The sequence below is a fragment of the Bacillus salipaludis genome (genome assembly GCF_004358205.1).
This window is the reverse complement of the sequence record NZ_SMYO01000019.1, coordinates 21,601-42,479: the sequence shown is the minus strand read 5'-3', so window position 1 is coordinate 42,479 and position 20,879 is coordinate 21,601. Positions and strand designations below refer to the sequence as shown.

At 40.9% G+C, this 20,879-nt stretch carries 23 protein-coding genes and 1 other annotated feature; all 23 genes read left to right on the top strand.

Features of this window, described 5'->3' with window-relative positions:
• Positions 1-21 precede the first annotated feature (21 nt).
• The 23 genes from rplA (at position 22) to rplN (ending at position 20,873) form a co-directional block, all read left to right on the top strand.
• Positions 22-720 (top strand): 50S ribosomal protein L1, encoded by a 699-nt coding sequence (gene rplA, locus E2K98_RS25645; protein ID WP_133339238.1) that lies wholly within the window; start codon positions 22-24, stop codon positions 718-720.
• Between the two features lie 49 nt (positions 721-769).
• Positions 770-915 (top strand) — a sequence feature (ribosomal protein L10 leader region).
• A 32-nt stretch (positions 916-947) separates the two neighbouring features.
• Complete coding sequence (gene rplJ / locus E2K98_RS25640) at positions 948-1,448, top strand: 50S ribosomal protein L10 (protein ID WP_133339236.1); 501 nt, start codon at positions 948-950, stop codon at positions 1,446-1,448.
• A 55-nt stretch (positions 1,449-1,503) separates the two neighbouring features.
• Complete coding sequence (gene rplL / locus E2K98_RS25635) at positions 1,504-1,866, top strand: 50S ribosomal protein L7/L12 (protein WP_026574078.1); 363 nt, start codon at positions 1,504-1,506, stop codon at positions 1,864-1,866.
• 100 nt (positions 1,867-1,966) lie between these two features.
• Complete coding sequence (locus E2K98_RS25630) at positions 1,967-2,566, top strand: class I SAM-dependent methyltransferase (protein ID WP_133339234.1); 600 nt, start codon at positions 1,967-1,969, stop codon at positions 2,564-2,566.
• 254 nt (positions 2,567-2,820) lie between these two features.
• Positions 2,821-6,381 (top strand): DNA-directed RNA polymerase subunit beta, encoded by a 3,561-nt coding sequence (gene rpoB / locus E2K98_RS25625; protein WP_133339232.1) that lies wholly within the window; start codon positions 2,821-2,823, stop codon positions 6,379-6,381.
• A gap of 127 nt (positions 6,382-6,508) precedes the next feature.
• The gene (rpoC, locus tag E2K98_RS25620; protein WP_133339230.1) at positions 6,509-10,108 is read left to right on the top strand and encodes a DNA-directed RNA polymerase subunit beta'; all 3,600 of its coding nucleotides are present in this window, start codon (positions 6,509-6,511) and stop codon (positions 10,106-10,108) included.
• Positions 10,109-10,253: 145 nt separating this feature from the next.
• Positions 10,254-10,502: a 50S ribosomal protein L7ae-like protein gene (locus E2K98_RS25615; protein WP_133339228.1), complete on the top strand. Its 249-nt coding sequence runs from the start codon at positions 10,254-10,256 to the stop codon at positions 10,500-10,502.
• A 104-nt stretch (positions 10,503-10,606) separates the two neighbouring features.
• Positions 10,607-11,029 (top strand): 30S ribosomal protein S12, encoded by a 423-nt coding sequence (rpsL, locus tag E2K98_RS25610; RefSeq protein WP_071355942.1) that lies wholly within the window; start codon positions 10,607-10,609, stop codon positions 11,027-11,029.
• Positions 11,030-11,068: 39 nt separating this feature from the next.
• Positions 11,069-11,539, top strand: a complete 471-nt coding sequence (gene rpsG, locus E2K98_RS25605) for a 30S ribosomal protein S7 (RefSeq protein ID WP_026574084.1) — start codon at positions 11,069-11,071, stop codon at positions 11,537-11,539.
• 48 nt (positions 11,540-11,587) lie between these two features.
• Positions 11,588-13,669 (top strand): elongation factor G, encoded by a 2,082-nt coding sequence (fusA, locus tag E2K98_RS25600; protein WP_133339226.1) that lies wholly within the window; start codon positions 11,588-11,590, stop codon positions 13,667-13,669.
• Between the two features lie 125 nt (positions 13,670-13,794).
• The gene (tuf, locus tag E2K98_RS25595; protein WP_133339224.1) at positions 13,795-14,982 is read left to right on the top strand and encodes an elongation factor Tu; all 1,188 of its coding nucleotides are present in this window, start codon (positions 13,795-13,797) and stop codon (positions 14,980-14,982) included.
• Positions 14,983-15,424: 442 nt separating this feature from the next.
• A complete protein-coding gene (gene rpsJ, locus E2K98_RS25590; RefSeq protein WP_007085291.1) occupies positions 15,425-15,733 on the top strand; it encodes a 30S ribosomal protein S10 in 309 nt (102 codons plus the stop codon).
• 39 nt (positions 15,734-15,772) lie between these two features.
• The gene (gene rplC, locus E2K98_RS25585) at positions 15,773-16,399 is read left to right on the top strand and encodes a 50S ribosomal protein L3 (RefSeq protein ID WP_133339222.1); all 627 of its coding nucleotides are present in this window, start codon (positions 15,773-15,775) and stop codon (positions 16,397-16,399) included.
• A gap of 29 nt (positions 16,400-16,428) precedes the next feature.
• Complete coding sequence (rplD, locus tag E2K98_RS25580) at positions 16,429-17,052, top strand: 50S ribosomal protein L4 (protein ID WP_133339220.1); 624 nt, start codon at positions 16,429-16,431, stop codon at positions 17,050-17,052.
• Positions 17,049-17,336: a 50S ribosomal protein L23 gene (rplW, locus tag E2K98_RS25575; RefSeq protein WP_208025423.1), complete on the top strand. Its 288-nt coding sequence runs from the start codon at positions 17,049-17,051 to the stop codon at positions 17,334-17,336. The genes rplD and rplW overlap by 4 nt, the downstream gene beginning before the upstream one ends.
• A 29-nt stretch (positions 17,337-17,365) precedes the next feature.
• Positions 17,366-18,196: a 50S ribosomal protein L2 gene (rplB, locus tag E2K98_RS25570; RefSeq protein ID WP_133339216.1), complete on the top strand. Its 831-nt coding sequence runs from the start codon at positions 17,366-17,368 to the stop codon at positions 18,194-18,196.
• Positions 18,197-18,256: 60 nt separating this feature from the next.
• Entirely contained in the window at positions 18,257-18,535 is a 279-nt protein-coding gene (gene rpsS, locus E2K98_RS25565) for a 30S ribosomal protein S19 (RefSeq protein ID WP_026574091.1), read from the top strand.
• Between the two features lie 17 nt (positions 18,536-18,552).
• Complete coding sequence (gene rplV, locus E2K98_RS25560; RefSeq protein WP_042453964.1) at positions 18,553-18,894, top strand: 50S ribosomal protein L22; 342 nt, start codon at positions 18,553-18,555, stop codon at positions 18,892-18,894.
• A 3-nt stretch (positions 18,895-18,897) separates the two neighbouring features.
• The gene (gene rpsC, locus E2K98_RS25555) at positions 18,898-19,554 is read left to right on the top strand and encodes a 30S ribosomal protein S3 (RefSeq protein ID WP_026574093.1); all 657 of its coding nucleotides are present in this window, start codon (positions 18,898-18,900) and stop codon (positions 19,552-19,554) included.
• A gap of 1 nt (position 19,555) precedes the next feature.
• Entirely contained in the window at positions 19,556-19,990 is a 435-nt protein-coding gene (gene rplP, locus E2K98_RS25550; protein WP_026574094.1) for a 50S ribosomal protein L16, read from the top strand.
• A complete protein-coding gene (gene rpmC, locus E2K98_RS25545; protein ID WP_026574095.1) occupies positions 19,980-20,180 on the top strand; it encodes a 50S ribosomal protein L29 in 201 nt (66 codons plus the stop codon). The genes rplP and rpmC overlap by 11 nt, the downstream gene beginning before the upstream one ends.
• Before the next feature lie 21 nt (positions 20,181-20,201).
• Positions 20,202-20,465, top strand: a complete 264-nt coding sequence (rpsQ, locus tag E2K98_RS25540; RefSeq protein ID WP_026574096.1) for a 30S ribosomal protein S17 — start codon at positions 20,202-20,204, stop codon at positions 20,463-20,465.
• Positions 20,466-20,504: 39 nt separating this feature from the next.
• Positions 20,505-20,873: a 50S ribosomal protein L14 gene (gene rplN, locus E2K98_RS25535; protein ID WP_026574097.1), complete on the top strand. Its 369-nt coding sequence runs from the start codon at positions 20,505-20,507 to the stop codon at positions 20,871-20,873.
• Positions 20,874-20,879 lie beyond the last annotated feature (6 nt).

Below are 20,879 nucleotides of genomic sequence, written 5' to 3'. Positions count from 1 at the left end.
CAATTTAGGAGGAAAAACAAAATGGCTAAAAAAGGTAAAAAGTATCTAGAAGCTGTGAAGCTTGTAGATCGCACAAAAGCTTACCCAATTGCAGAAGCAATCGAACTTGCAAAGAAGACAAACTTTGCAAAATTTGACGCAACTCTTGAAGTTGCATTCCGCTTAGGCGTTGATCCTAAGAAAGCTGACCAACAAATCCGTGGTGCAGTTGTACTTCCGAACGGTACTGGTAAAACTCAACGCGTTTTAGTTTTCGCGAAGGGTGAAAAAGTAAAAGAAGCAGAAGCAGCTGGTGCTGATTATGTTGGCGATGCAGAATACATCAACAAAATCCAACAAGGTTGGTTCGAATTTGATGTAATCGTCGCAACTCCAGATATGATGGGTGAAGTTGGTAAACTTGGTCGTGTATTAGGACCTAAAGGTTTAATGCCAAACCCTAAAACTGGTACAGTTACATTTGATGTAACAAGAGCAATCAATGAAATTAAAGCAGGTAAAGTTGAATACCGTGTTGACAAAGCTGGTAATATCCACGTGCCAATCGGTAAAGCTTCTTTTGAAGATGGAAAACTTGTTGAAAACTTCAAAACAATTTTCGACACAATGTTGAAAGTTAAGCCTGCTGCTGCAAAAGGTACTTACATGAAGAACGTAACCGTTACTTCAACAATGGGACCTGGCGTGAAGGTTGATCCTTCTTCTGTTGCAGCAAAATAATTTTTATTGACAATTAATTATAGATTTAATATAATATATTTTGTTGTTTAAATTAAAAACATTTGTACTGTAGACAGCAGGGGCGCAACATGCGCTTAATAATCCTGCCGAGGTAATGCGATAAATTGGCTGAAACGCTTCAGCTTTATGCTGCCTCCATGTCTTCGATTGATATGGAGGTTTTTATCTGCCTGGTATAAATGTAGATAACTACAGGAGGTGTAAAGATGAGCAGTGCAATCGAATCAAAGAAATTGATCGTTGATGAAATCGCTGATAAATTAAAAGCCAGCAAATCTACGATTGTTGTTGACTACCGTGGTCTTACTGTTTCTGAAGTAACTGAACTTCGTAAGCAGCTTCGCGAAGCTGGTGTCGATTTCAAAGTTTACAAAAACTCAATGGCTCGCCGTGCGGCTGATGCTGTTGAACTTTCAGGTTTAAACGAAGCTCTAACAGGTCCAAACGCAATTGCGTTCAGTACCGAAGATGTTGTAGCTCCTGCTAAAATCCTTAATGATTTTGCGAAAAAACATGAGGCTCTTGAAATTAAAGCAGGTGTAATCGAAGGAAGCATCGCTACAGTTGAAGAGGTTAAAGCTCTTGCAGAACTTCCTTCACGCGAAGGTTTACTTTCTATGCTACTTTCCGTACTACAAGCTCCAATCCGCAATCTTGCTCTTGCTGCAAAAGCAGTTGCAGATCAAAAAGAAGAACAAGGCGCGTAAGTTAATTTAAAAGCGTAATTAATAAATTGAATGAAAACTAAGGAGGAAATTTAAAATGACTAAAGAACAAATCATTGAAGCAGTTAAATCTATGACTGTTTTAGAACTTAACGATCTAGTAAAAGCAATCGAAGAAGAATTCGGCGTAACTGCTGCTGCTCCTGTAGCTATGGTTGGCGGAGCTGGTGCTGCTGCTGTTGAAGAAAAAACTGAATTTGATGTAATCCTAGCTAGCGCTGGCGATCAAAAAATCAAAGTTATTAAAGTTGTTCGTGAAATCACTGGTCTTGGTCTTAAAGAAGCAAAAGATCTTGTTGATAACACTCCAAAGCCAGTTAAAGAAGGCGTATCTAAAGAAGATGCTGAAGCAATCAAAGCTAAGCTTGATGAAGTTGGAGCGAACGTTGAAGTTAAGTAATTTTTCTATAAAAAAGCTCGCTGTATAGCGGGCTTTTTTTGGCTTATTTTTAAAAATCCTCGTTTTTCTTCAAAATCATTCTCCAGGGAGGAATTGTCTTTTGTCTGAACACTACTATTCTCGTACCCAAAAAGTTGAAAGTGATCCGAAGTACTGGGATTTTACATTAAGAAATCACCGATTTCGCTTTAAAACGGATAATGGTGTTTTTTCAAAGCGTGAAGTGGACTTTGGCTCACGTGTATTAATTGAGGCGTTTGAAATGCCTGATGTCGAAGGCTCCGTTTTAGATGTTGGCTGTGGTTATGGGCCGATTGGTCTTACTTTGGCATTGACGTACCCTGAGCGAATGGTTCATATGGTTGATGTAAATGAGCGGGCAATTGAATTAGCAAAAGAAAATGCCGTACTAAATCAAATTGAAAATGTTGTAATTTATGAAAGTGATCGGTTAACGGGGGTTAAGGCAAGTGATTTTGCTGCTGTTTTAACGAATCCGCCGATTCGAGCCGGAAAACAGGTTGTTCACGACATTTTTGAACAAAGTCATGAGTACCTCGCATATGGCGGTGAGCTCTGGGTAGTGATTCAAAAGAAGCAAGGAGCGCCGTCAGCAATAGAAAAATTAAAGGAACTATTTTCTGAGGTAGAGACGGTCGTTAAATCAAAAGGTTATTTTGTTATTAAGGCTAAAAAATAGTTGACTCTAATATGCCACTATGTTAGCATTATAAAATGCCATCATAATATTTTCCGAATTATTCCTGAAAATAATTGATTTTACTGTATAAAAATGGATGAAGACGGAAATGATGACAAAATAATAGTCAAAATGTGAAAATGTGGTTTTTATGTAAAACCCTTTTTCTTTTTGTCTGATGAGAGGGAGTTTATTTCTTCTTAAAAGACGTTAATACATTTTTATTATAACGCTTGATTTGAGGGGTGAATCAGTTGACAGGTCAACTAGTTCAGTATGGACGACACCGGAAGCGGAGGAGTTACGCGCGAATCAGTGAAGTTTTAGAATTACCAAATCTTATTGAAATCCAAACCTCTTCATATCAATGGTTTCTTGATGAGGGGTTGCGTGAAATGTTCCAGGATATTTCACCGATTGAAGACTTTACTGGTAACCTATCTCTAGAATTTATTGATTACAGCCTTGGCGATCCAAAGTATTCTGTTGAAGAATCAAAAGAACGGGACGTTACATATTCAGCACCATTACGTGTAAAAGTACGTCTTGTGAACAAAGAAACAGGCGAAGTAAAAGACCAAGATGTTTTTATGGGTGATTTCCCGCTCATGACAGAAACGGGTACGTTTGTCATCAATGGTGCTGAACGTGTTATTGTTTCTCAGTTAGTACGTTCACCGAGCGTATACTTCAGTGGGAAAGTTGATAAAAACGGAAAAAGAGGATTTACAGCAACGGTAATTCCGAACCGCGGCGCTTGGCTTGAGTATGAAACAGATGCCAAAGATGTCGTATATGTAAGAATAGATCGTACTCGGAAACTGCCCGTTACGGTTCTTTTGCGTGCACTTGGCTTCGGCTCTGATCAAGAAATCATTGAATTGATTGGGGACAACGAGTATATTCGCAATACGCTGGAGAAGGACAATACTGAGGGTGTAGATAAAGCCCTTTTGGAAATTTATGAACGTCTGCGTCCAGGTGAACCACCGACAGTTGAAAATGCAAAAAGTTTATTAGTTTCCCGTTTCTTTGACCCTAAGCGATATGACCTAGCTAATGTTGGTCGCTATAAGATCAATAAAAAGCTTCATATTAAAAACCGCTTATTCAATCAACGGTTAGCAGAATCCCTTGTGGATCCTGAAACTGGTGAAATTATTGCAGAAAAAGGGACATTACTTGACCGCAGAAATCTTGATCGGATTATTCCTGCGCTTGAAAAAAATATTAACTTTAACAGTTTTAATCCATCGGGCGGCGTAGTGGAGGATGATATCATTCTTCAGGGAATTAAAATTTATGCCCCTAATGATGAAAATGAAAAAGTCATCAACGTATTAGGTAATGCCTATGTTGCTGAACCGATTAAGAATATCACTCCTGCAGATATTATTGCGTCCATCAGCTATTTCTTTAATTTGCTGCATGGTGTGGGAGATACAGATGATATTGACCATCTAGGAAACAGACGTCTTCGCTCTGTTGGTGAATTATTGCAAAATCAATTCCGAATTGGATTATCCCGGATGGAGCGCGTTGTTCGTGAAAGAATGTCTATTCAAGATACAGCAACAATCACACCGCAGCAGCTGATTAATATTCGTCCAGTTATTGCGTCAATTAAAGAGTTCTTCGGAAGTTCGCAATTATCGCAATTCATGGATCAAACGAACCCACTGGCAGAGTTAACACATAAACGCCGTTTATCAGCCTTAGGACCTGGTGGACTAACGCGTGAACGTGCTGGAATGGAAGTCCGTGACGTTCACTACTCCCACTATGGCCGTATGTGTCCGATTGAAACACCAGAGGGTCCGAACATTGGTTTGATTAACTCATTATCATCTTATGCAAAAGTGAACCGTTTTGGCTTTATTGAAACACCTTACCGCCGTGTTGATCCTGACACAGGAAAGGTAACAAGCCGAATTGACTATCTTACTGCAGATGAAGAAGATAACTATGTAGTTGCACAAGCGAATTCCCGTTTAGGAGACGATGGTTCATTCCTTGATACGGATATCGTAGCTCGTTTCCGTGGTGAGAACACAGTTGTAAATCGTGACCGTATTGATTATATGGATGTTTCACCAAAACAGGTAGTGTCTGCAGCAACTGCCTGTATTCCATTCCTTGAAAACGATGACTCAAACCGTGCATTAATGGGTGCGAACATGCAGCGTCAAGCAGTACCGCTTATGCAGCCGGAAGCTCCTCGTGTTGGAACCGGTATGGAATATGTATCAGGGAAAGACTCAGGTGCAGCGGTTATTTGTAAGCAGGATGGAATTGTCGAGCATGTAGAAGCCCGCGAAGTTTGGGTTCGCGAAATTAAAGAAGTAGATGGCCAAGAGGTAAAGGGCGATCTGAAAAAATACAGATTATTAAAGTTTATCCGTTCTAACCAAGGTACTTGCTACAACCAGCGTCCAATTGTTGCAGTAGGCAACCGTGTGAAAAAAGGCGAAATTCTTGCTGATGGTCCTTCAATGGAATTAGGGGAATTGGCTCTTGGACGTAATGTTCTCGTTGCGTTTATGACGTGGGATGGTTATAACTATGAAGATGCAATTATCATGAGTGAACGTCTTGTAAAAGATGATGTTTATACATCTATTCATATTGAAGAGTATGAATCTGAATCTCGTGATACAAAGCTTGGACCAGAGGAAATTACTCGTGATATTCCGAATGTTGGGGAAGATGCCCTTCGTAATCTGGATGAGCGCGGTATTATCCGTACAGGTGCAGAGGTAAAAGATGGTGACCTTCTTGTTGGTAAGGTTACGCCAAAAGGGGTTACTGAACTAACGGCTGAAGAACGACTCTTACATGCTATTTTTGGTGAAAAGGCCCGTGAGGTCCGTGATACTTCATTACGGGTACCACATGGCGGCGGAGGAATCGTCCATGATGTTAAAGTCTTTAACCGTGAAGACGGAGACGAACTTCCACCTGGAGTAAACCAGCTTGTTCGTGTTTATATCGTACAGAAGCGTAAGATTCACCAAGGTGATAAAATGGCGGGACGCCACGGAAATAAAGGGGTTATCTCAAGGATTTTACCTGAAGAAGATATGCCTTATTTACCAGATGGCACACCTGTTGATATCATGTTAAACCCATTAGGGGTACCTTCTCGTATGAATATCGGCCAGGTGCTTGAGCTCCATTTAGGAATGGCTGCAAGATATTTAGGAATTCATGTTGCAACTCCGGTATTTGACGGAGCGCGTGAAGAAGATGTATGGTCAACGATTGAAGAGGCAGGAATGGCACGCGATGCGAAAACCGTTCTTTACGATGGCCGTACAGGTGAACCATTTGACAACCGGGTTTCAGTTGGTGTCATGTATATGATTAAACTTGCCCACATGGTTGACGATAAATTGCATGCCCGTTCAACGGGACCTTACTCACTTGTTACGCAGCAGCCACTTGGCGGTAAAGCGCAATTTGGCGGACAGCGTTTCGGTGAGATGGAGGTTTGGGCGCTTGAAGCCTATGGTGCTGCTTATACGCTTCAAGAAATCCTTACTGTTAAATCAGACGACGTTGTCGGTCGTGTGAAAACATATGAGGCGATTGTAAAAGGTGAAAATGTTCCGGAGCCGGGCGTTCCAGAATCATTCAAGGTTTTAATAAAAGAGCTTCAAAGTCTTGGTATGGATGTGAAAATCCTTTCCGGTGATGAAGAAGAAATTGAAATGCGTGATTTGGAAGATGAGGATGACTTGCAGCAGGTCGATACATTAAATATAGTTCCTGAAGCCCAGAACCTTGAATCTGAAAAAGTTGGTTCAAAAGAGTAATTAGCTGCTAAAGCGCATTGTGCATTTAAACGTAAAATGGGAACAAGTCAAACTTGTTCCTCAATGCGCTTTTAGTTTTTCTGAGCAATTAGGGTAAAACCTGGAGATCAAAAGGGAGGTAGGCCCCTTGCTGGACGTTAATAATTTTGAGTATATGAAAATCGGCCTTGCTTCACCGGATAAGATCCGTTCATGGTCATTCGGAGAAGTGAAGAAGCCAGAAACCATTAACTATCGTACATTAAAACCTGAAAAGGACGGCTTGTTCTGTGAAAGGATTTTTGGTCCAACTAAGGACTGGGAATGTCATTGCGGAAAATATAAGCGTGTCCGTTATAAAGGTGTTGTCTGTGACCGATGCGGTGTTGAAGTAACGCGCGCAAAAGTTCGCCGTGAAAGAATGGGGCATATTGAGCTTGCGGCACCTGTTTCACATATTTGGTATTTTAAAGGGATTCCAAGCAGAATGGGACTCGTTTTAGATATGTCTCCACGTGCATTGGAGGAAGTTATTTATTTTGCCTCTTATGTTGTAACAGATTCTGGTGACACTGCACTTGATAAGAAGCAGCTTTTATCTGAAAAGGAATACCGTGCATACCGTGAAAAGTTTGGCAATAAGTTCCAAGCTGCCATGGGTGCTGAAGCTATTAAGAAGTTACTCTCAGATATTGATTTAAATAAAGAAGTAGATAGCCTAAAGGAAGAGTTGAAAACAGCACAAGGCCAGCGCCGTACACGTGCAATCAAACGCCTTGAAGTTTTAGAAGCCTTCCGTGGTTCTGGTAATGAACCATCTTGGATGATTCTTGATGTTCTTCCTGTTATTCCACCTGAATTACGACCAATGGTCCAATTGGATGGAGGAAGATTTGCAACTTCTGACTTGAATGACCTATATCGCCGCGTGATTAACCGTAATAACCGTTTAAAGCGTTTATTGGACCTTGGAGCACCAAGCATTATCGTACAAAACGAAAAGCGTATGCTGCAAGAGGCGGTTGATGCACTAATCGATAACGGCCGACGCGGCCGTCCGGTAACTGGACCGGGAAATCGTCCATTAAAATCACTTTCTCACATGTTAAAAGGGAAACAAGGCCGCTTCCGTCAAAACTTGCTTGGAAAGCGTGTTGACTATTCTGGACGTTCCGTTATTGTCGTTGGTCCGAATTTGAAAATGTATCAATGTGGTCTTCCTAAAGAAATGGCGCTTGAATTGTTCAAGCCATTTGTTATGAAAGAGCTTGTTGAAAAAGGTTTAGCACATAATATTAAATCTGCAAAACGGAAAATTGAACGAGTTTCTCCTGAAGTTTGGGATGTTTTAGAAGATGTAATTAGAGAGCACCCAGTTTTATTAAACCGTGCCCCTACGTTGCACAGACTTGGAATTCAGGCATTTGAACCTACCCTTGTTGAAGGCCGGGCAATTCGATTGCACCCGCTTGTATGTACAGCATATAACGCTGATTTTGACGGGGACCAAATGGCTGTTCACGTTCCACTTTCTTCAGAAGCACAAGCAGAAGCAAGATTGTTAATGCTTGCAGCCCAAAATATTTTGAATCCAAAAGATGGTAAGCCTGTTGTTACACCTTCTCAGGATATGGTGCTTGGTAACTATTACTTAACACTGGAAAGAGAAGGTACTGTCGGAGAAGGAATGATTTTCAAAGACACCAACGAAGCGCTGCTTGCTTATCAAAATGGCTTTGTTCATTACCATACTCGTGTGGCTGTTCATGCAGGTTCACTTCGCAATGAAACCTTTACTGAAGAACAAAACAATATGCTGTTGATTTCAACAGTGGGCAAATTAATTTTTAACGAAATTTTGCCGAAATCATTCCCTTATATCAATGAACCAACAAGAGATAACTTAGAGGTTAAAACCCCTGAGAAGTATTTTGTTGAAAAAGGTGATGATGTCCGTGCAAGAATCAAAGAAATGCCGATCGTCGATCCATTTAAAAAGAAAATCCTTGGAAATATCATTGCGGAAGTATTCAAACGTTTCAAAATTACTGAAACCTCAAAAATGCTTGACCGGATGAAGGATTTAGGATTTAAACATTCAACCAAGGCCGGCATTACGGTTGGTGTTGCTGATATCGTCGTATTAGGTGAGAAACAGCAAATCCTTCACGAAGCACAGGAAAAAGTTGATAATGTTATGAAGCAATTTAGACGCGGTTTAATTACGGAAGATGAGCGTTACGATCGTGTCATTGCGATTTGGAGTGCGGCTAAAGATACGATTCAAGGTAAACTGATGAAATCCTTGAATAAAACCAATCCAATCTTCATGATGTCTGATTCCGGAGCGCGTGGTAACGCATCGAACTTTACACAGCTTGCTGGTATGCGTGGATTGATGGCCAACCCGGCTGGACGGATCATTGAGTTACCAATTAAATCAAGTTTCCGTGAAGGTTTAACCGTGTTGGAATACTTTATCTCCACTCATGGTGCCCGTAAAGGTCTTGCCGATACGGCGCTTAAAACAGCGGACTCTGGTTATTTAACACGTCGTCTTGTTGACGTTGCACAGGATGTTATCGTTCGTGATGATGACTGTGGAACGGACCGTGGATTGCTCATTAGTGCATTAAAAGACGGAAATGAAACGATCGAGTCATTAGAAGAACGTCTAATTGGCCGTTATGCCCGCAACCCAATTAAACATCCGGAAACGAAGGAAGTTCTTGTTCCTGAAAATGGACTAATTACTGAAGACCTTGCAGAGGTCATTGTCGGTGCCGGAGTTGAAGAAGTAAAAATTCGTTCTGTATTTACATGTAATACCCGCCATGGAGTATGTAAAAAGTGTTATGGCCGTAACTTGGCTACTGGTCAGGAAGTGGAAGTGGGCGAAGCAGTTGGTATTATTGCAGCCCAATCCATTGGTGAGCCGGGTACACAATTAACCATGCGTACATTCCATACAGGCGGTGTTGCCGGAGACGATATCACACAGGGTCTTCCGCGTATTCAAGAGATTTTTGAAGCACGTAACCCTAAAGGTCAAGCCGTTATTTCGGAAATTGATGGTGTTGTTGTCGGTATTAATGAGGGGCGAGACCGTCAACATGAAATTGTTGTTCAAGGTGAAGTGGAATCACGTACTTACAATGCACCGTATACTGCCCGCTTAAAGGTAGCAATCGATGATCGTGTAGAACGCGGTGAAGAATTAACCGAAGGTTCAATCGACCCGAAAGAATTAATCAAAGTAAAAGACGTAAATGCCGTTCAAGAATACTTATTGCGTGAGGTACAAAAGGTTTACCGTATGCAAGGGGTAGAAATTGGCGACAAACACGTTGAGGTAATGGTTCGTCAAATGCTTCGCAAGGTGCGCGTAGTAGATGCAGGTGAAACAGAAGTACTTCCTGGTACATTACTCGATATTCATCAGTTTACGGATGCCAATGAAAAGGCGTTGTTATCTGGTAAATTACCTGCAACAGGACGACCTGTATTACTTGGTATTACCAAGGCATCCCTTGAAACGGATTCATTCTTGTCCGCTGCATCATTCCAAGAAACAACAAGGGTACTTACGGATGCTGCAATTAAAGGCAAACGCGATGAATTACTTGGTCTTAAGGAAAATGTTATCATTGGTAAGCTAGTCCCAGCAGGAACAGGAATGCAGCGATACCGCAAAGCAGAACCTGTTTTTGCAGAAGCTGAATCTGACGAAACCGTTACGATTGACTAAGATGGCAAGCGGTACCTGTTATCTAATTACAGGTACCGCATTTTAAAGAAAAATACTTTTTTTAAAGATTTGTTGACATCGCATTATTAAGATGTTAATATATCAAAGGTGCTCCTATTCACCTAGTACTTTGGAGGATATGAAAATGTCTTATGAAAAAGTATTACGGGCAAACAAAATTGTTATAGGAACAAAACAAACAGCGAAAGCACTTAAAAACGGTCAAGTACAAGAGCTCGTTATAGCACTGGATGCTGATCCGAAGATTACAGATTCTGTGGTAAATCAAGCCTTGCGAATGAACGTACCAATCCTCTATGTTGATTCAAACAAAAAGCTTGGAAAAGCATGCAGGGTTGAAGTGGGAGCCTCAGCTGTTGCGATTATCCGTTAAAAACTGTTTTTGTAGATAGAGTAGTCTGCAAAAACTTTGTTTTTGCAAAAAAATGAACCACCTGGATGTGTGGGCTTACAAATAATGAAGGGAGGAAACACAACATGCCTACTATTAATCAACTAGTGCGCAAGCCTCGTCAGGCTACTACTGAGAAGTCAAAATCTCCTGCGCTAAACAAAGGTTACAATAGCTTCAAAAAATCTCAAACAAATGTATCTTCACCACAAAAACGCGGAGTATGTACTCGTGTTGGTACAATGACTCCGAAGAAACCGAACTCAGCGTTACGTAAATATGCTCGTGTACGCTTAACAAACGGTATTGAGGTGACTGCATACATTCCTGGTATTGGTCACAACCTTCAAGAGCACAGTGTTGTTCTTATTCGTGGAGGACGTGTAAAAGACTTACCAGGGGTACGTTATCACATCGTACGTGGAGCGCTTGATACTGCGGGTGTAAACAACCGTATGCAAGGTCGTTCGAAATATGGTACTAAGAGACCAAAAGCAGCTAAAAAATAAGTACATTAAATAACAGCTTTTTCGAAAGGAGGAAATAAAATGCCACGTAAAGGTCCTGTAGCAAAAAGAGACGTGTTACCAGATCCACTTTACAATTCTAAATTAGTTACTCGTCTAATCAATAAAATGATGGTTGACGGTAAAAGAGGTAAATCCCAAGAAATTCTTTATTCTGCGTTTGATACGATTCGTGAACGTACTGGTAAGGAACCAATGGAAATTTTCGATGCAGCGATGAAGAACATCATGCCTGTACTTGAAGTTAGAGCACGCCGTGTAGGTGGTGCGAACTACCAAGTACCAGTTGAGGTGCGCCCTGATCGTCGTACAACTTTAGGTCTTCGTTGGTTAGTTAACTATTCACGTCTTCGCGGTGAAAAAACGATGGAAGAGCGTTTAGCTAACGAAATCATGGATGCAGCTAACAACACTGGTGCATCTGTTAAGAAGCGTGAAGATACACACAAAATGGCTGAAGCAAACAAAGCGTTTGCTCACTATCGTTGGTAATTTAACCTTCAATATAAAAACTTTCATACTAGGAAGGAGAAAGACCCAATGGCAAGAGAGTTCTCCTTAGAAAACACTCGCAATATCGGCATCATGGCTCACATCGATGCCGGTAAAACAACCACCACTGAGCGTGTACTTTACTACACCGGTAAGATTCATAAAATCGGTGAAACACATGAAGGTGCATCTCAGATGGACTGGATGGAGCAAGAACAGGAGCGCGGAATAACCATTACATCCGCTGCAACAACTGCGCAATGGCACGGTCACCGCGTAAACATCATTGACACTCCAGGACACGTAGACTTCACAGTTGAAGTTGAGCGTTCACTTCGTGTACTTGATGGTGCAGTAGCCGTCCTTGATGCACAATCAGGTGTTGAACCACAAACTGAAACAGTTTGGCGTCAAGCAACAACCTACGGAGTACCACGTGTTGTATTCGTAAACAAGATGGACAAAATTGGAGCTGACTTCCTTTACTCGCTAGGAACACTTCATGACCGTCTACAAGCGAATGCGCATGCTATTCAGTTGCCAATCGGCGCTGAAGATCAGTTTGAAGCAATCATTGACCTAGTTGAAATGAATGCCGTATTCTACGGGAACGATTTAGGAACTGATATTGAAGTTCGCGAAATCCCTGAAGAATTTCGTGCTCAAGCTGAAGAATATCGTGAAAAGTTAGTTGAAGCAGTAGCTGAATTAGATGAAGAATTAATGGAAAAATACCTTGGTGGTGAAGAAATCACTAAAGAAGAACTCAAAGCAGGAATTCGTAAAGGTACTGTTAATGTTGAATTCTACCCAGTAATCTGTGGATCTGCCTTCAAAAACAAAGGCGTTCAATTAATGTTGGATGCTGTTATCGATTACCTTCCATCACCATTAGATGTACCTGCAATCAAAGGTCACGCGATTGATGATGAAGATGATGTAATCGAGCGTCACTCAAGTGATGAAGAGCCATTCTCAGCTCTAGCATTCAAAGTTATGACTGACCCTTATGTTGGTAAATTAACGTTCTTCCGCGTGTATTCTGGTACTTTAGAGTCTGGATCCTATGTCCAAAACTCTACTAAAGGAAAGCGCGAACGTATCGGACGTATTCTGCAAATGCACGCAAACAGCCGTCAAGAGATCTCTAAGGTTTATGCCGGTGACATTGCTGCTGCTGTAGGTCTAAAAGATACAACAACTGGTGATACTTTATGTGATGACAAAAACCTTGTTATCTTAGAGTCTATGCAATTCCCAGAACCAGTAATCCAACTTTCAGTTGAACCTAAGTCTAAAGCAGACCAAGATAAAATGACAACTGCCCTTCAAAAGCTTCAAGAAGAAGATCCAACCTTCCGCGCGCATACTGACCAGGAAACTGGACAGGTTATCATTGCCGGAATGGGTGAACTTCACCTTGATATCATCGTTGACCGTATGCGTCGTGAATTCAAGGTTGAAGCGAACGTAGGTGCTCCACAGGTTGCTTATCGTGAAACTTTCCGCGCTTCTGCTCAAGTAGAAGGTAAGTTTGCACGTCAGTCTGGTGGTCGTGGACAATACGGTCACGTTTGGATCGAATTCTCACCTAACGAAGAAGGTAAAGGATTCGAATTTGAAAACGGCATTGTCGGTGGTGTTGTTCCTCGTGAATACATCGCTCCAGTTCAAGCTGGACTTGAAGATGCTCTAAATCGTGGTGTTCTTGCTGGATATCCATTAGTTGATATTAAAGCAAGATTGTTCGATGGATCATACCATGATGTTGACTCCTCTGAAATGGCGTTTAAGATTGCCGCTTCAATGGCTCTTAAAAATGCTGCTTCTAAGTGTCAGCCGGTTATCCTTGAACCTATGATGAGAGTAGAAGTTGTTATCCCCGAAGAATATTTAGGGGATATCATGGGTCAAATCACTGCTCGTCGCGGCCGTGTTGAAGGTATGGAAGCTCGCGGTAACGCACAAGTAGTTCGTGCGATGGTTCCACTTTCAGAAATGTTTGGATACGCAACAGCACTTCGTTCAAGTACACAAGGTCGTGGAGTATTCTCTATGCACTTTGATCACTATGAAGAAGTACCAAAATCTGTTTCTGAAGAAATCATCAAAAAAAATAAAGGTGAGTAATTGATTTTAACTTATCTTTAAAGTATAACTACTAATGTAAGCTAGGAAACTGTAAGATTGGGACAACCACCTTGCGGTTTCCAAAAAATATACTTAAATTTTATAATTTAGAGGAGGATTTTCTAATGGGTAAAGCTAAATTCGACCGTTCAAAGCCACACGTTAACATTGGTACAATTGGTCACGTTGACCATGGTAAAACTACTTTAACAGCTGCAATCACTTCTGTACTTGCTAAATCCGGTAAAGCAGAAGCACGTGCATATGATCAAATTGATGGTGCTCCTGAAGAAAGAGAGCGTGGTATCACAATCTCTACAGCGCACGTTGAGTATGAAACTGATAATCGTCACTATGCACACGTTGACTGCCCAGGACACGCTGACTATGTTAAAAACATGATCACTGGTGCTGCGCAAATGGACGGCGGTATCCTTGTTGTTTCTGCTACTGATGGTCCAATGCCACAAACTCGTGAACACATTCTTCTTTCTCGTCAAGTAGGTGTACCTTACCTTGTTGTTTTCATGAACAAGTGTGATATGGTTGATGACGAAGAGCTTCTTGAACTTGTAGAAATGGAAATTCGTGACCTTCTTAGTGAATACGATTTCCCTGGCGATGACACTCCAGTTATCAAAGGTTCTGCTCTTAAAGCATTAGAAGGCGAAGCTGCATGGGAAGAAAAAATCTTTGAACTTATGAGCGCTGTTGATGAGTTTATCCCAACTCCAACTCGTGATACTGATAAGCCATTCATGATGCCAGTTGAGGATGTATTCTCAATCACTGGTCGTGGTACTGTTGCTACAGGACGTGTTGAGCGTGGTGTAGTAAAAGTTGGTGATGTTGTTGAAATCGTTGGTTTCACTGAAGAACCAAAATCTACAACTGTAACAGGTGTAGAAATGTTCCGTAAACTTCTTGATTTTGCAGAAGCAGGAGACAACATTGGTGCGCTTCTTCGTGGTGTAGCACGTGAAGATATCGAACGTGGACAAGTATTGGCTAAACCAAAGTCAATCACTCCACACACTAAATTCTTAGCTCAAGTATATGTTTTAACAAAAGAAGAAGGTGGACGTCATACTCCATTCTTCACAAACTACCGTCCACAATTCTATTTCCGTACTTCTGATATTACTGGTATTTGTAATCTTCCAGAAGGCACAGAAATGGTTATGCCTGGCGACCACATCGAAATGACTGTTGAGCTTATCGCTCCAGTTGCGATTGAAGAAGGAACTAAATTCTCAATCCGTGAAGGCGGACGTACTGTAGGATCTGGTACTATTACTTCAATTCAAGCATAATTAGATAATAGTAAAAGCAGATGGGTGACGATCCATCTGCTTTTTTTTTATGTTAATGACCCAGAGCCGGGAAACCGTTATTCACTACAAAAAAACGAGTTTCTTCTATTATAATAGACATAGTTACTTTTATGAATTTTGCATTTTCTAAGTTAATCCTGAATTCCACATAGGATATTATTGGAGATTCATTTTTGCTATTGAAATTAATGATATGTGCAGTTATAATATTAAAAGTGTGCTAGGCACAAGAAACATTAAAGAAATTCGTAATTAATGTTGCGTTTACTTTATGTTTTATGTATAATAGACAATGTTGGTCTTTGACTGCGATGATGTGGAAGGTTGCTGACACACCCGGCCGCTTTGCCATGGCGAGTGTGTGGGAAATTTTCACTGAGTATGTCTATTTAAGAAAATAGGCGATAAAGGAGGGAAAATAATGGCAAAACAAAAAATTCGTATCCGTTTAAAAGCGTATGATCACAGAATTCTTGATCAATCTGCAGAAAAAATCGTAGAAACAGCAAAACGTTCAGGTGCGGCAGTTTCGGGTCCAATCCCACTACCAACTGAAAAATCTGTTTACACAATTCTTCGTGCGGTTCATAAGTACAAAGATTCTCGTGAGCAATTCGAAATGCGGACACATAAGCGTCTAATCGACATCGTTAATCCAACTCCACAAACAGTTGATGCATTAATGCGTTTAGATTTACCATCTGGTGTTGATATCGAAATTAAACTTTAATAAAAATAAATGAACATAAATTATAGGAGGTGTGACTAAATGACCAAAGGAATCTTAGGAAGAAAGATTGGTATGACTCAAGTATTTGTTGAAAACGGCAATTTAATCCCAGTTACTGTTGTTGAAGCTGCTGCAAACGTTGTTCTTCAAAAGAAATCGGTTGAAACTGATGGCTATGAAGCAATCCAAATCGGATTTGATGACAAACGTGAAAAACTAGCTAACAAACCAGAAAAGGGCCATGCTGCAAAAGCTAATACTGCTCCTAAGCGCTTCGTTCGCGAAATTCGCGGAGTTGATGTTGCAGGGTATGAAGTTGGTCAAGAAGTCAAGGTTGATATTTTCGCTGCAGGTGAAACTGTAGATGTAACAGGAATTTCAAAAGGTAAAGGTTTCCAAGGTTCAATTAAGCGCCACGGACAATCTCGCGGCCCTATGGCTCACGGTTCCCGTTATCATCGTCGTCCTGGTTCAATGGGACCTGTTGCTCCAAACCGTGTATTTAAAGGTAAAGCTTTACCTGGACGTATGGGTGGAGAACAAGTAACTGTACAAAATCTTGAAATCGTAAAAGTTGACGTTGAACGCAACTTACTAATGATTAAAGGTAATGTTCCAGGAGCTAAAAAATCACTATTAAAAATTAAAAGTGCGGTAAAAGCATAATTACTTCATAAGAAAGGAGGAACAAAAGCATGCCTAAAGTAGCATTATTAAACCAAACTGGGTCACAAGTTGGTGAAATCGAACTTAATGAATCAGTATTTGGTATTGAGGTAAACCAACACGTTTTATTTGAAGCGATTGTTATGCAACGCGCTTCATTACGTCAAGGAACTCATAAAGTAAAAGGGCGTTCTGAAGTACGCGGCGGTGGACGTAAACCATGGCGTCAAAAAGGAACTGGTCGTGCTCGTCAAGGGTCTATCCGTTCTCCACAATGGCGCGGAGGTGGTACTGTATTTGGTCCAACACCACGCAGCTACAGTTATAAATTACCGAAAAAAGTGCGTCGCTTAGCGATCAAATCAGCACTTTCATCTAAAGTGGTAGAAGAAAATATTTTGGTACTTGAAAGCCTAATTTTCGATGCACCAAAAACAAAAGAATTTAAATCAGTATTAGGTGGTCTTTCTGTTGAGAAAAAGGCACTTATTGTTACTGCTGACCTAGATGAGAACGTAGCATTATCTGCTCGTAACATTCCTGGTGTAACTGTTGTAACAGCTGATGGAATCAACGTATTAGACGTTGTAAATCATGATAAGTTGATCATGACTAAAGCAGCGGTTGAAAAAGTAGAGGAGGTGCTTGCATAATGGATGCACGCGATATCATTAAGCGCCCCGTTATCACTGAACGTTCTACTGACCTAATGGCTGAAAAGAAATATACATTTGAAGTGGATGTTAGAGCGAATAAAACTCAGGTTAAAGATGCTGTTGAAACAATCTTTGGCGTTGATGTTGAAAAAGTTAACATCATGAACTACAAAGGTAAGTTCAAGCGTATGGGTAAATTCGGTGGTTACACAAATAAACGTCGTAAGGCAATTGTTAAATTAACAGCTGACAGCAAAGAAATTGAATTCTTTGAAGCATAAGAATCTATCTAGAAGAGGAGGGAAACAAAATGGCGATTAAAAAGTACAAACCTACCTCCAATGGTCGTCGCGGTATGACTACTTCTGATTTCGCAGAAATCACAACTAGCACACCAGAAAAATCTCTATTAGCTCCATTAAAGAGAAAAGGCGGCCGTAATAACCAAGGTAAGTTAACTGTTCGTCATCAAGGTGGCGGCCATAAGCGTCAATATCGTTTAATTGACTTTAAACGTACAAAAGATGGCATTCCTGGACGCGTTGCCACAATTGAGTATGATCCAAACCGTTCTGCAAATATTGCACTAATCAACTATGCAGATGGAGAAAAGCGTTATATCTTAGCTCCTAAAAATCTACAGGTTGGCATGGAAGTAATGTCTGGCCCTGAGGCTGATATTAAAGTAGGTAATGCTCTTCCATTAGTAAACATTCCAGTTGGTACTGTAGTACACAACATTGAATTAAAACCAGGAAAAGGTGGACAATTAGTACGTGCTGCTGGTACATCTGCACAAGTTCTTGGTAAAGAAGGCAAATACGTACTTGTACGTTTGAATTCTGGTGAAGTTCGTATGATTCTTTCTGAATGCCGTGCGTCAATCGGTCAAGTTGGAAACGAACAACACGAATTAATCAACATTGGTAAAGCTGGTCGTTCTCGCTGGTTAGGCAAGCGTCCAACTGTTCGTGGATCTGTAATGAACCCTAATGATCACCCACACGGTGGTGGTGAAGGTCGTGCTCCTATCGGACGTAAATCACCAATGTCTCCATGGGGTAAACCAACTCTTGGATACAAAACTCGTAAGAAGAAAAATAAATCGGACAAATTTATTGTTCGTCGTCGTAAAAAATAACGTGATTGAACTACGGTTCAAAAGAAGAACCGTAGAACTGTCACGAAGGGAGGTTCATTCATGGGTCGCAGCTTAAAAAAAGGACCATTCGTTGATGATCATTTAATGGTAAAGATCGAAAAGTTAAATGAAACTGAAGGTAAACAAGTTGTTAAAACTTGGTCACGCCGTTCTACGATCTTCCCACAATTTATCGGACACACTATCGCAGTTTATGATGGTCGTAAACATGTGCCTGTATATGTAACTGAAGACATGGTTGGACACAAGCTTGGAGAATTCGCTCCAACTCGTGCTTACAAAGGCCATGGTAATGATGATAAGAAAACCAGACGTTAAGAGAGGAGGGCATCCAAATGCAAGCTAAAGCTGTTGCAAGAACAGTTCGTATTGCTCCTCGTAAAGCACGTTTAGTCGTCGATCTAATTCGAGGTAAGCAAGTTGGTGAAGCTGTGGCGATTTTAAATCTCACTCCTAAGGCTGCTTCTCCAATCGTTGAGAAAGTATTAAAATCTGCTATGGCAAATGCCGAGCATAACTATGAAATGGACGTAAATAACTTGGTAGTTGCACAAGCATTTGTTGACGAAGGACCAACATTAAAACGTTTCCGTCCTCGCGCAATGGGCCGTGCAAGCCAAATTAACAAACGCACCAGTCATATCACAATCGTTCTATCAGAAAAGAAGGAGGGATAATCAGTGGGTCAAAAAGTAAATCCAGTCGGTTTGCGTATCGGAATCATCCGTGATTGGGAATCTAAGTGGTACGCAGGTAAAGACTTTGCTGATCTTTTACACGAAGACCTTAAGGTTCGTGAGTACATCACAAAACGTTTAAAAGATGCTTCTGTTTCTAAAGTAGAAATCGAACGTGCTGCAAACCGTGTAAACGTAACTGTTCATACTGCTAAGCCAGGTATGGTTATCGGTAAAGGCGGTACTGAAGTTGAAGCACTTCGTAAAGCATTAAATGCATTAACTGGCAAACGTGTACACATCAACATTCTTGAAATCAAGAAAGCTGATGTTGACGCTAAATTAGTTGCTGAAAATATTGCTCGTCAATTAGAAAACCGTGTATCTTTCCGTCGTGCACAAAAGCAAGCAATTCAACGTGCTATGCGTGCTGGAGCGAAAGGTATTAAAACAATGGTATCCGGTCGTTTAGGCGGTGCAGATATTGCTCGTTCAGAACACTACAGCGAAGGAACAGTTCCACTTCATACACTTCGCGCCGACATCGACTATGCAACAGCTGAAGCAGATACTACCTATGGTAAACTTGGCGTAAAAGTATGGATCTATCGTGGAGAAGTCCTTCCTACTAAGAAGAAAACTGAGGAAGGAGGCAAATAATATGTTATTGCCAAAACGCGTAAAATATCGCCGTCAACACCGCGGAAAAATGCGTGGAAACGCAAAAGGCGGCACTGAAGTAACTTTCGGTGAATACGGTCTTCAAGCATTAGAAGCATCTTGGATTACAAACCGTCAAATCGAAGCGGCTCGTATTGCAATGACTCGTTACATGAAACGTGGCGGTAAAGTTTGGATTAAAATTTTCCCACACAAGCCTTATACTGCTAAGCCTCTAGAGGTGCGGATGGGTTCTGGTAAAGGGGCACCTGAAGGATGGGTAGCCGTAGTTAAACCGGGAAAAATTATGTTTGAAATCGCAGGCGTTTCTGAAGAGATCGCTCGTGAAGCACTTCGTCTTGCAATGCACAAACTTCCTGTAAAATGTAAGTTTGTAAAACGTGAAGAAATTGGTGGTGAATCAAATGAAAGCTAATGAACTTCGTGACCTAACCACTGCTGAAATTGAACAAAAAGTTAAATCTTTAAAAGAAGAGCTTTTCAACCTTCGCTTTCAATTGGCGACAGGACAACTTGAAAATACGGCTCGTATCCGTGAAGTACGCAAAGCGATTGCTCGCATGAAGACTGTGATTCGTGAAAGAGAAATCAGCGTAAACAAGTAATAGTGAGAGGAGGTTCACATAATGAGTGAACGTAACCAACGCAAAGTTTACACTGGACGCGTTGTTTCAGACAAAATGGATAAAACTATTACTGTTTTAGTCGAAACATACAAAAAGCATCCATTATACGGTAAACGCGTTAAGTACTCTAAAAAGTATAAAGCTCATGATGAGCAAAATCAGGCAAAAGTTGGCGACATCGTACGTATCATGGAAACTCGCCCGCTTTCAGCTACAAAGCGCTTCCGTCTAGTAGAAGTAGTAGAAAAAGCAGTTATTATTTAATTGTTCGGATTATGTTCATTCCGAAGGGAGGTTACACGCATGATTCAACAAGAATCACGTTTAAAAGTTGCTGACAACTCTGGTGCTCGTGAAGTACTTACTATTAAAGTTCTCGGTGGTTCTGGTCGCAAAACTGCTGGTATCGGTGATGTTATCGTATGTACAGTAAAACAAGCAACACCAGGTGGCGTTGTTAAAAAAGGTGATGTGGTTAAAGCTGTTATTGTACGTACAAAAAGCGGTGCACGTCGCACTGATGGTACCTACATTAAATTTGACGAAAACGCATGTGTAATTATCAAAGATGATAAGAGCCCACGCGGTACTCGTATCTTCGGACCAGTTGCCCGCGAACTTCGCGAAAACAACTTCATGAAAATTGTTTCTTTAGCTCCAGAAGTATTATAATTTTAA

Coding starts and splice junctions, on each gene's coding strand:
- rplA (WP_133339238.1), top strand. CDS start 22: ATGGCTAAAAAAGGTAAAAAGTATCTAGAAGCTGTGAAGCTTGTAGAT.
- rplJ (WP_133339236.1), top strand. CDS start 948: ATGAGCAGTGCAATCGAATCAAAGAAATTGATCGTTGATGAAATCGCT.
- rplL (WP_026574078.1), top strand. CDS start 1,504: ATGACTAAAGAACAAATCATTGAAGCAGTTAAATCTATGACTGTTTTA.
- E2K98_RS25615 (WP_133339228.1), top strand. CDS start 10,254: ATGTCTTATGAAAAAGTATTACGGGCAAACAAAATTGTTATAGGAACA.
- rpsL (WP_071355942.1), top strand. CDS start 10,607: ATGCCTACTATTAATCAACTAGTGCGCAAGCCTCGTCAGGCTACTACT.
- rpsG (WP_026574084.1), top strand. CDS start 11,069: ATGCCACGTAAAGGTCCTGTAGCAAAAAGAGACGTGTTACCAGATCCA.
- fusA (WP_133339226.1), top strand. CDS start 11,588: ATGGCAAGAGAGTTCTCCTTAGAAAACACTCGCAATATCGGCATCATG.
- tuf (WP_133339224.1), top strand. CDS start 13,795: ATGGGTAAAGCTAAATTCGACCGTTCAAAGCCACACGTTAACATTGGT.
- rpsJ (WP_007085291.1), top strand. CDS start 15,425: ATGGCAAAACAAAAAATTCGTATCCGTTTAAAAGCGTATGATCACAGA.
- rplC (WP_133339222.1), top strand. CDS start 15,773: ATGACCAAAGGAATCTTAGGAAGAAAGATTGGTATGACTCAAGTATTT.
- rplD (WP_133339220.1), top strand. CDS start 16,429: ATGCCTAAAGTAGCATTATTAAACCAAACTGGGTCACAAGTTGGTGAA.
- rplB (WP_133339216.1), top strand. CDS start 17,366: ATGGCGATTAAAAAGTACAAACCTACCTCCAATGGTCGTCGCGGTATG.
- rpsS (WP_026574091.1), top strand. CDS start 18,257: ATGGGTCGCAGCTTAAAAAAAGGACCATTCGTTGATGATCATTTAATG.
- rplV (WP_042453964.1), top strand. CDS start 18,553: ATGCAAGCTAAAGCTGTTGCAAGAACAGTTCGTATTGCTCCTCGTAAA.
- rplP (WP_026574094.1), top strand. CDS start 19,556: ATGTTATTGCCAAAACGCGTAAAATATCGCCGTCAACACCGCGGAAAA.
- rpmC (WP_026574095.1), top strand. CDS start 19,980: ATGAAAGCTAATGAACTTCGTGACCTAACCACTGCTGAAATTGAACAA.
- rpsQ (WP_026574096.1), top strand. CDS start 20,202: ATGAGTGAACGTAACCAACGCAAAGTTTACACTGGACGCGTTGTTTCA.
- rplN (WP_026574097.1), top strand. CDS start 20,505: ATGATTCAACAAGAATCACGTTTAAAAGTTGCTGACAACTCTGGTGCT.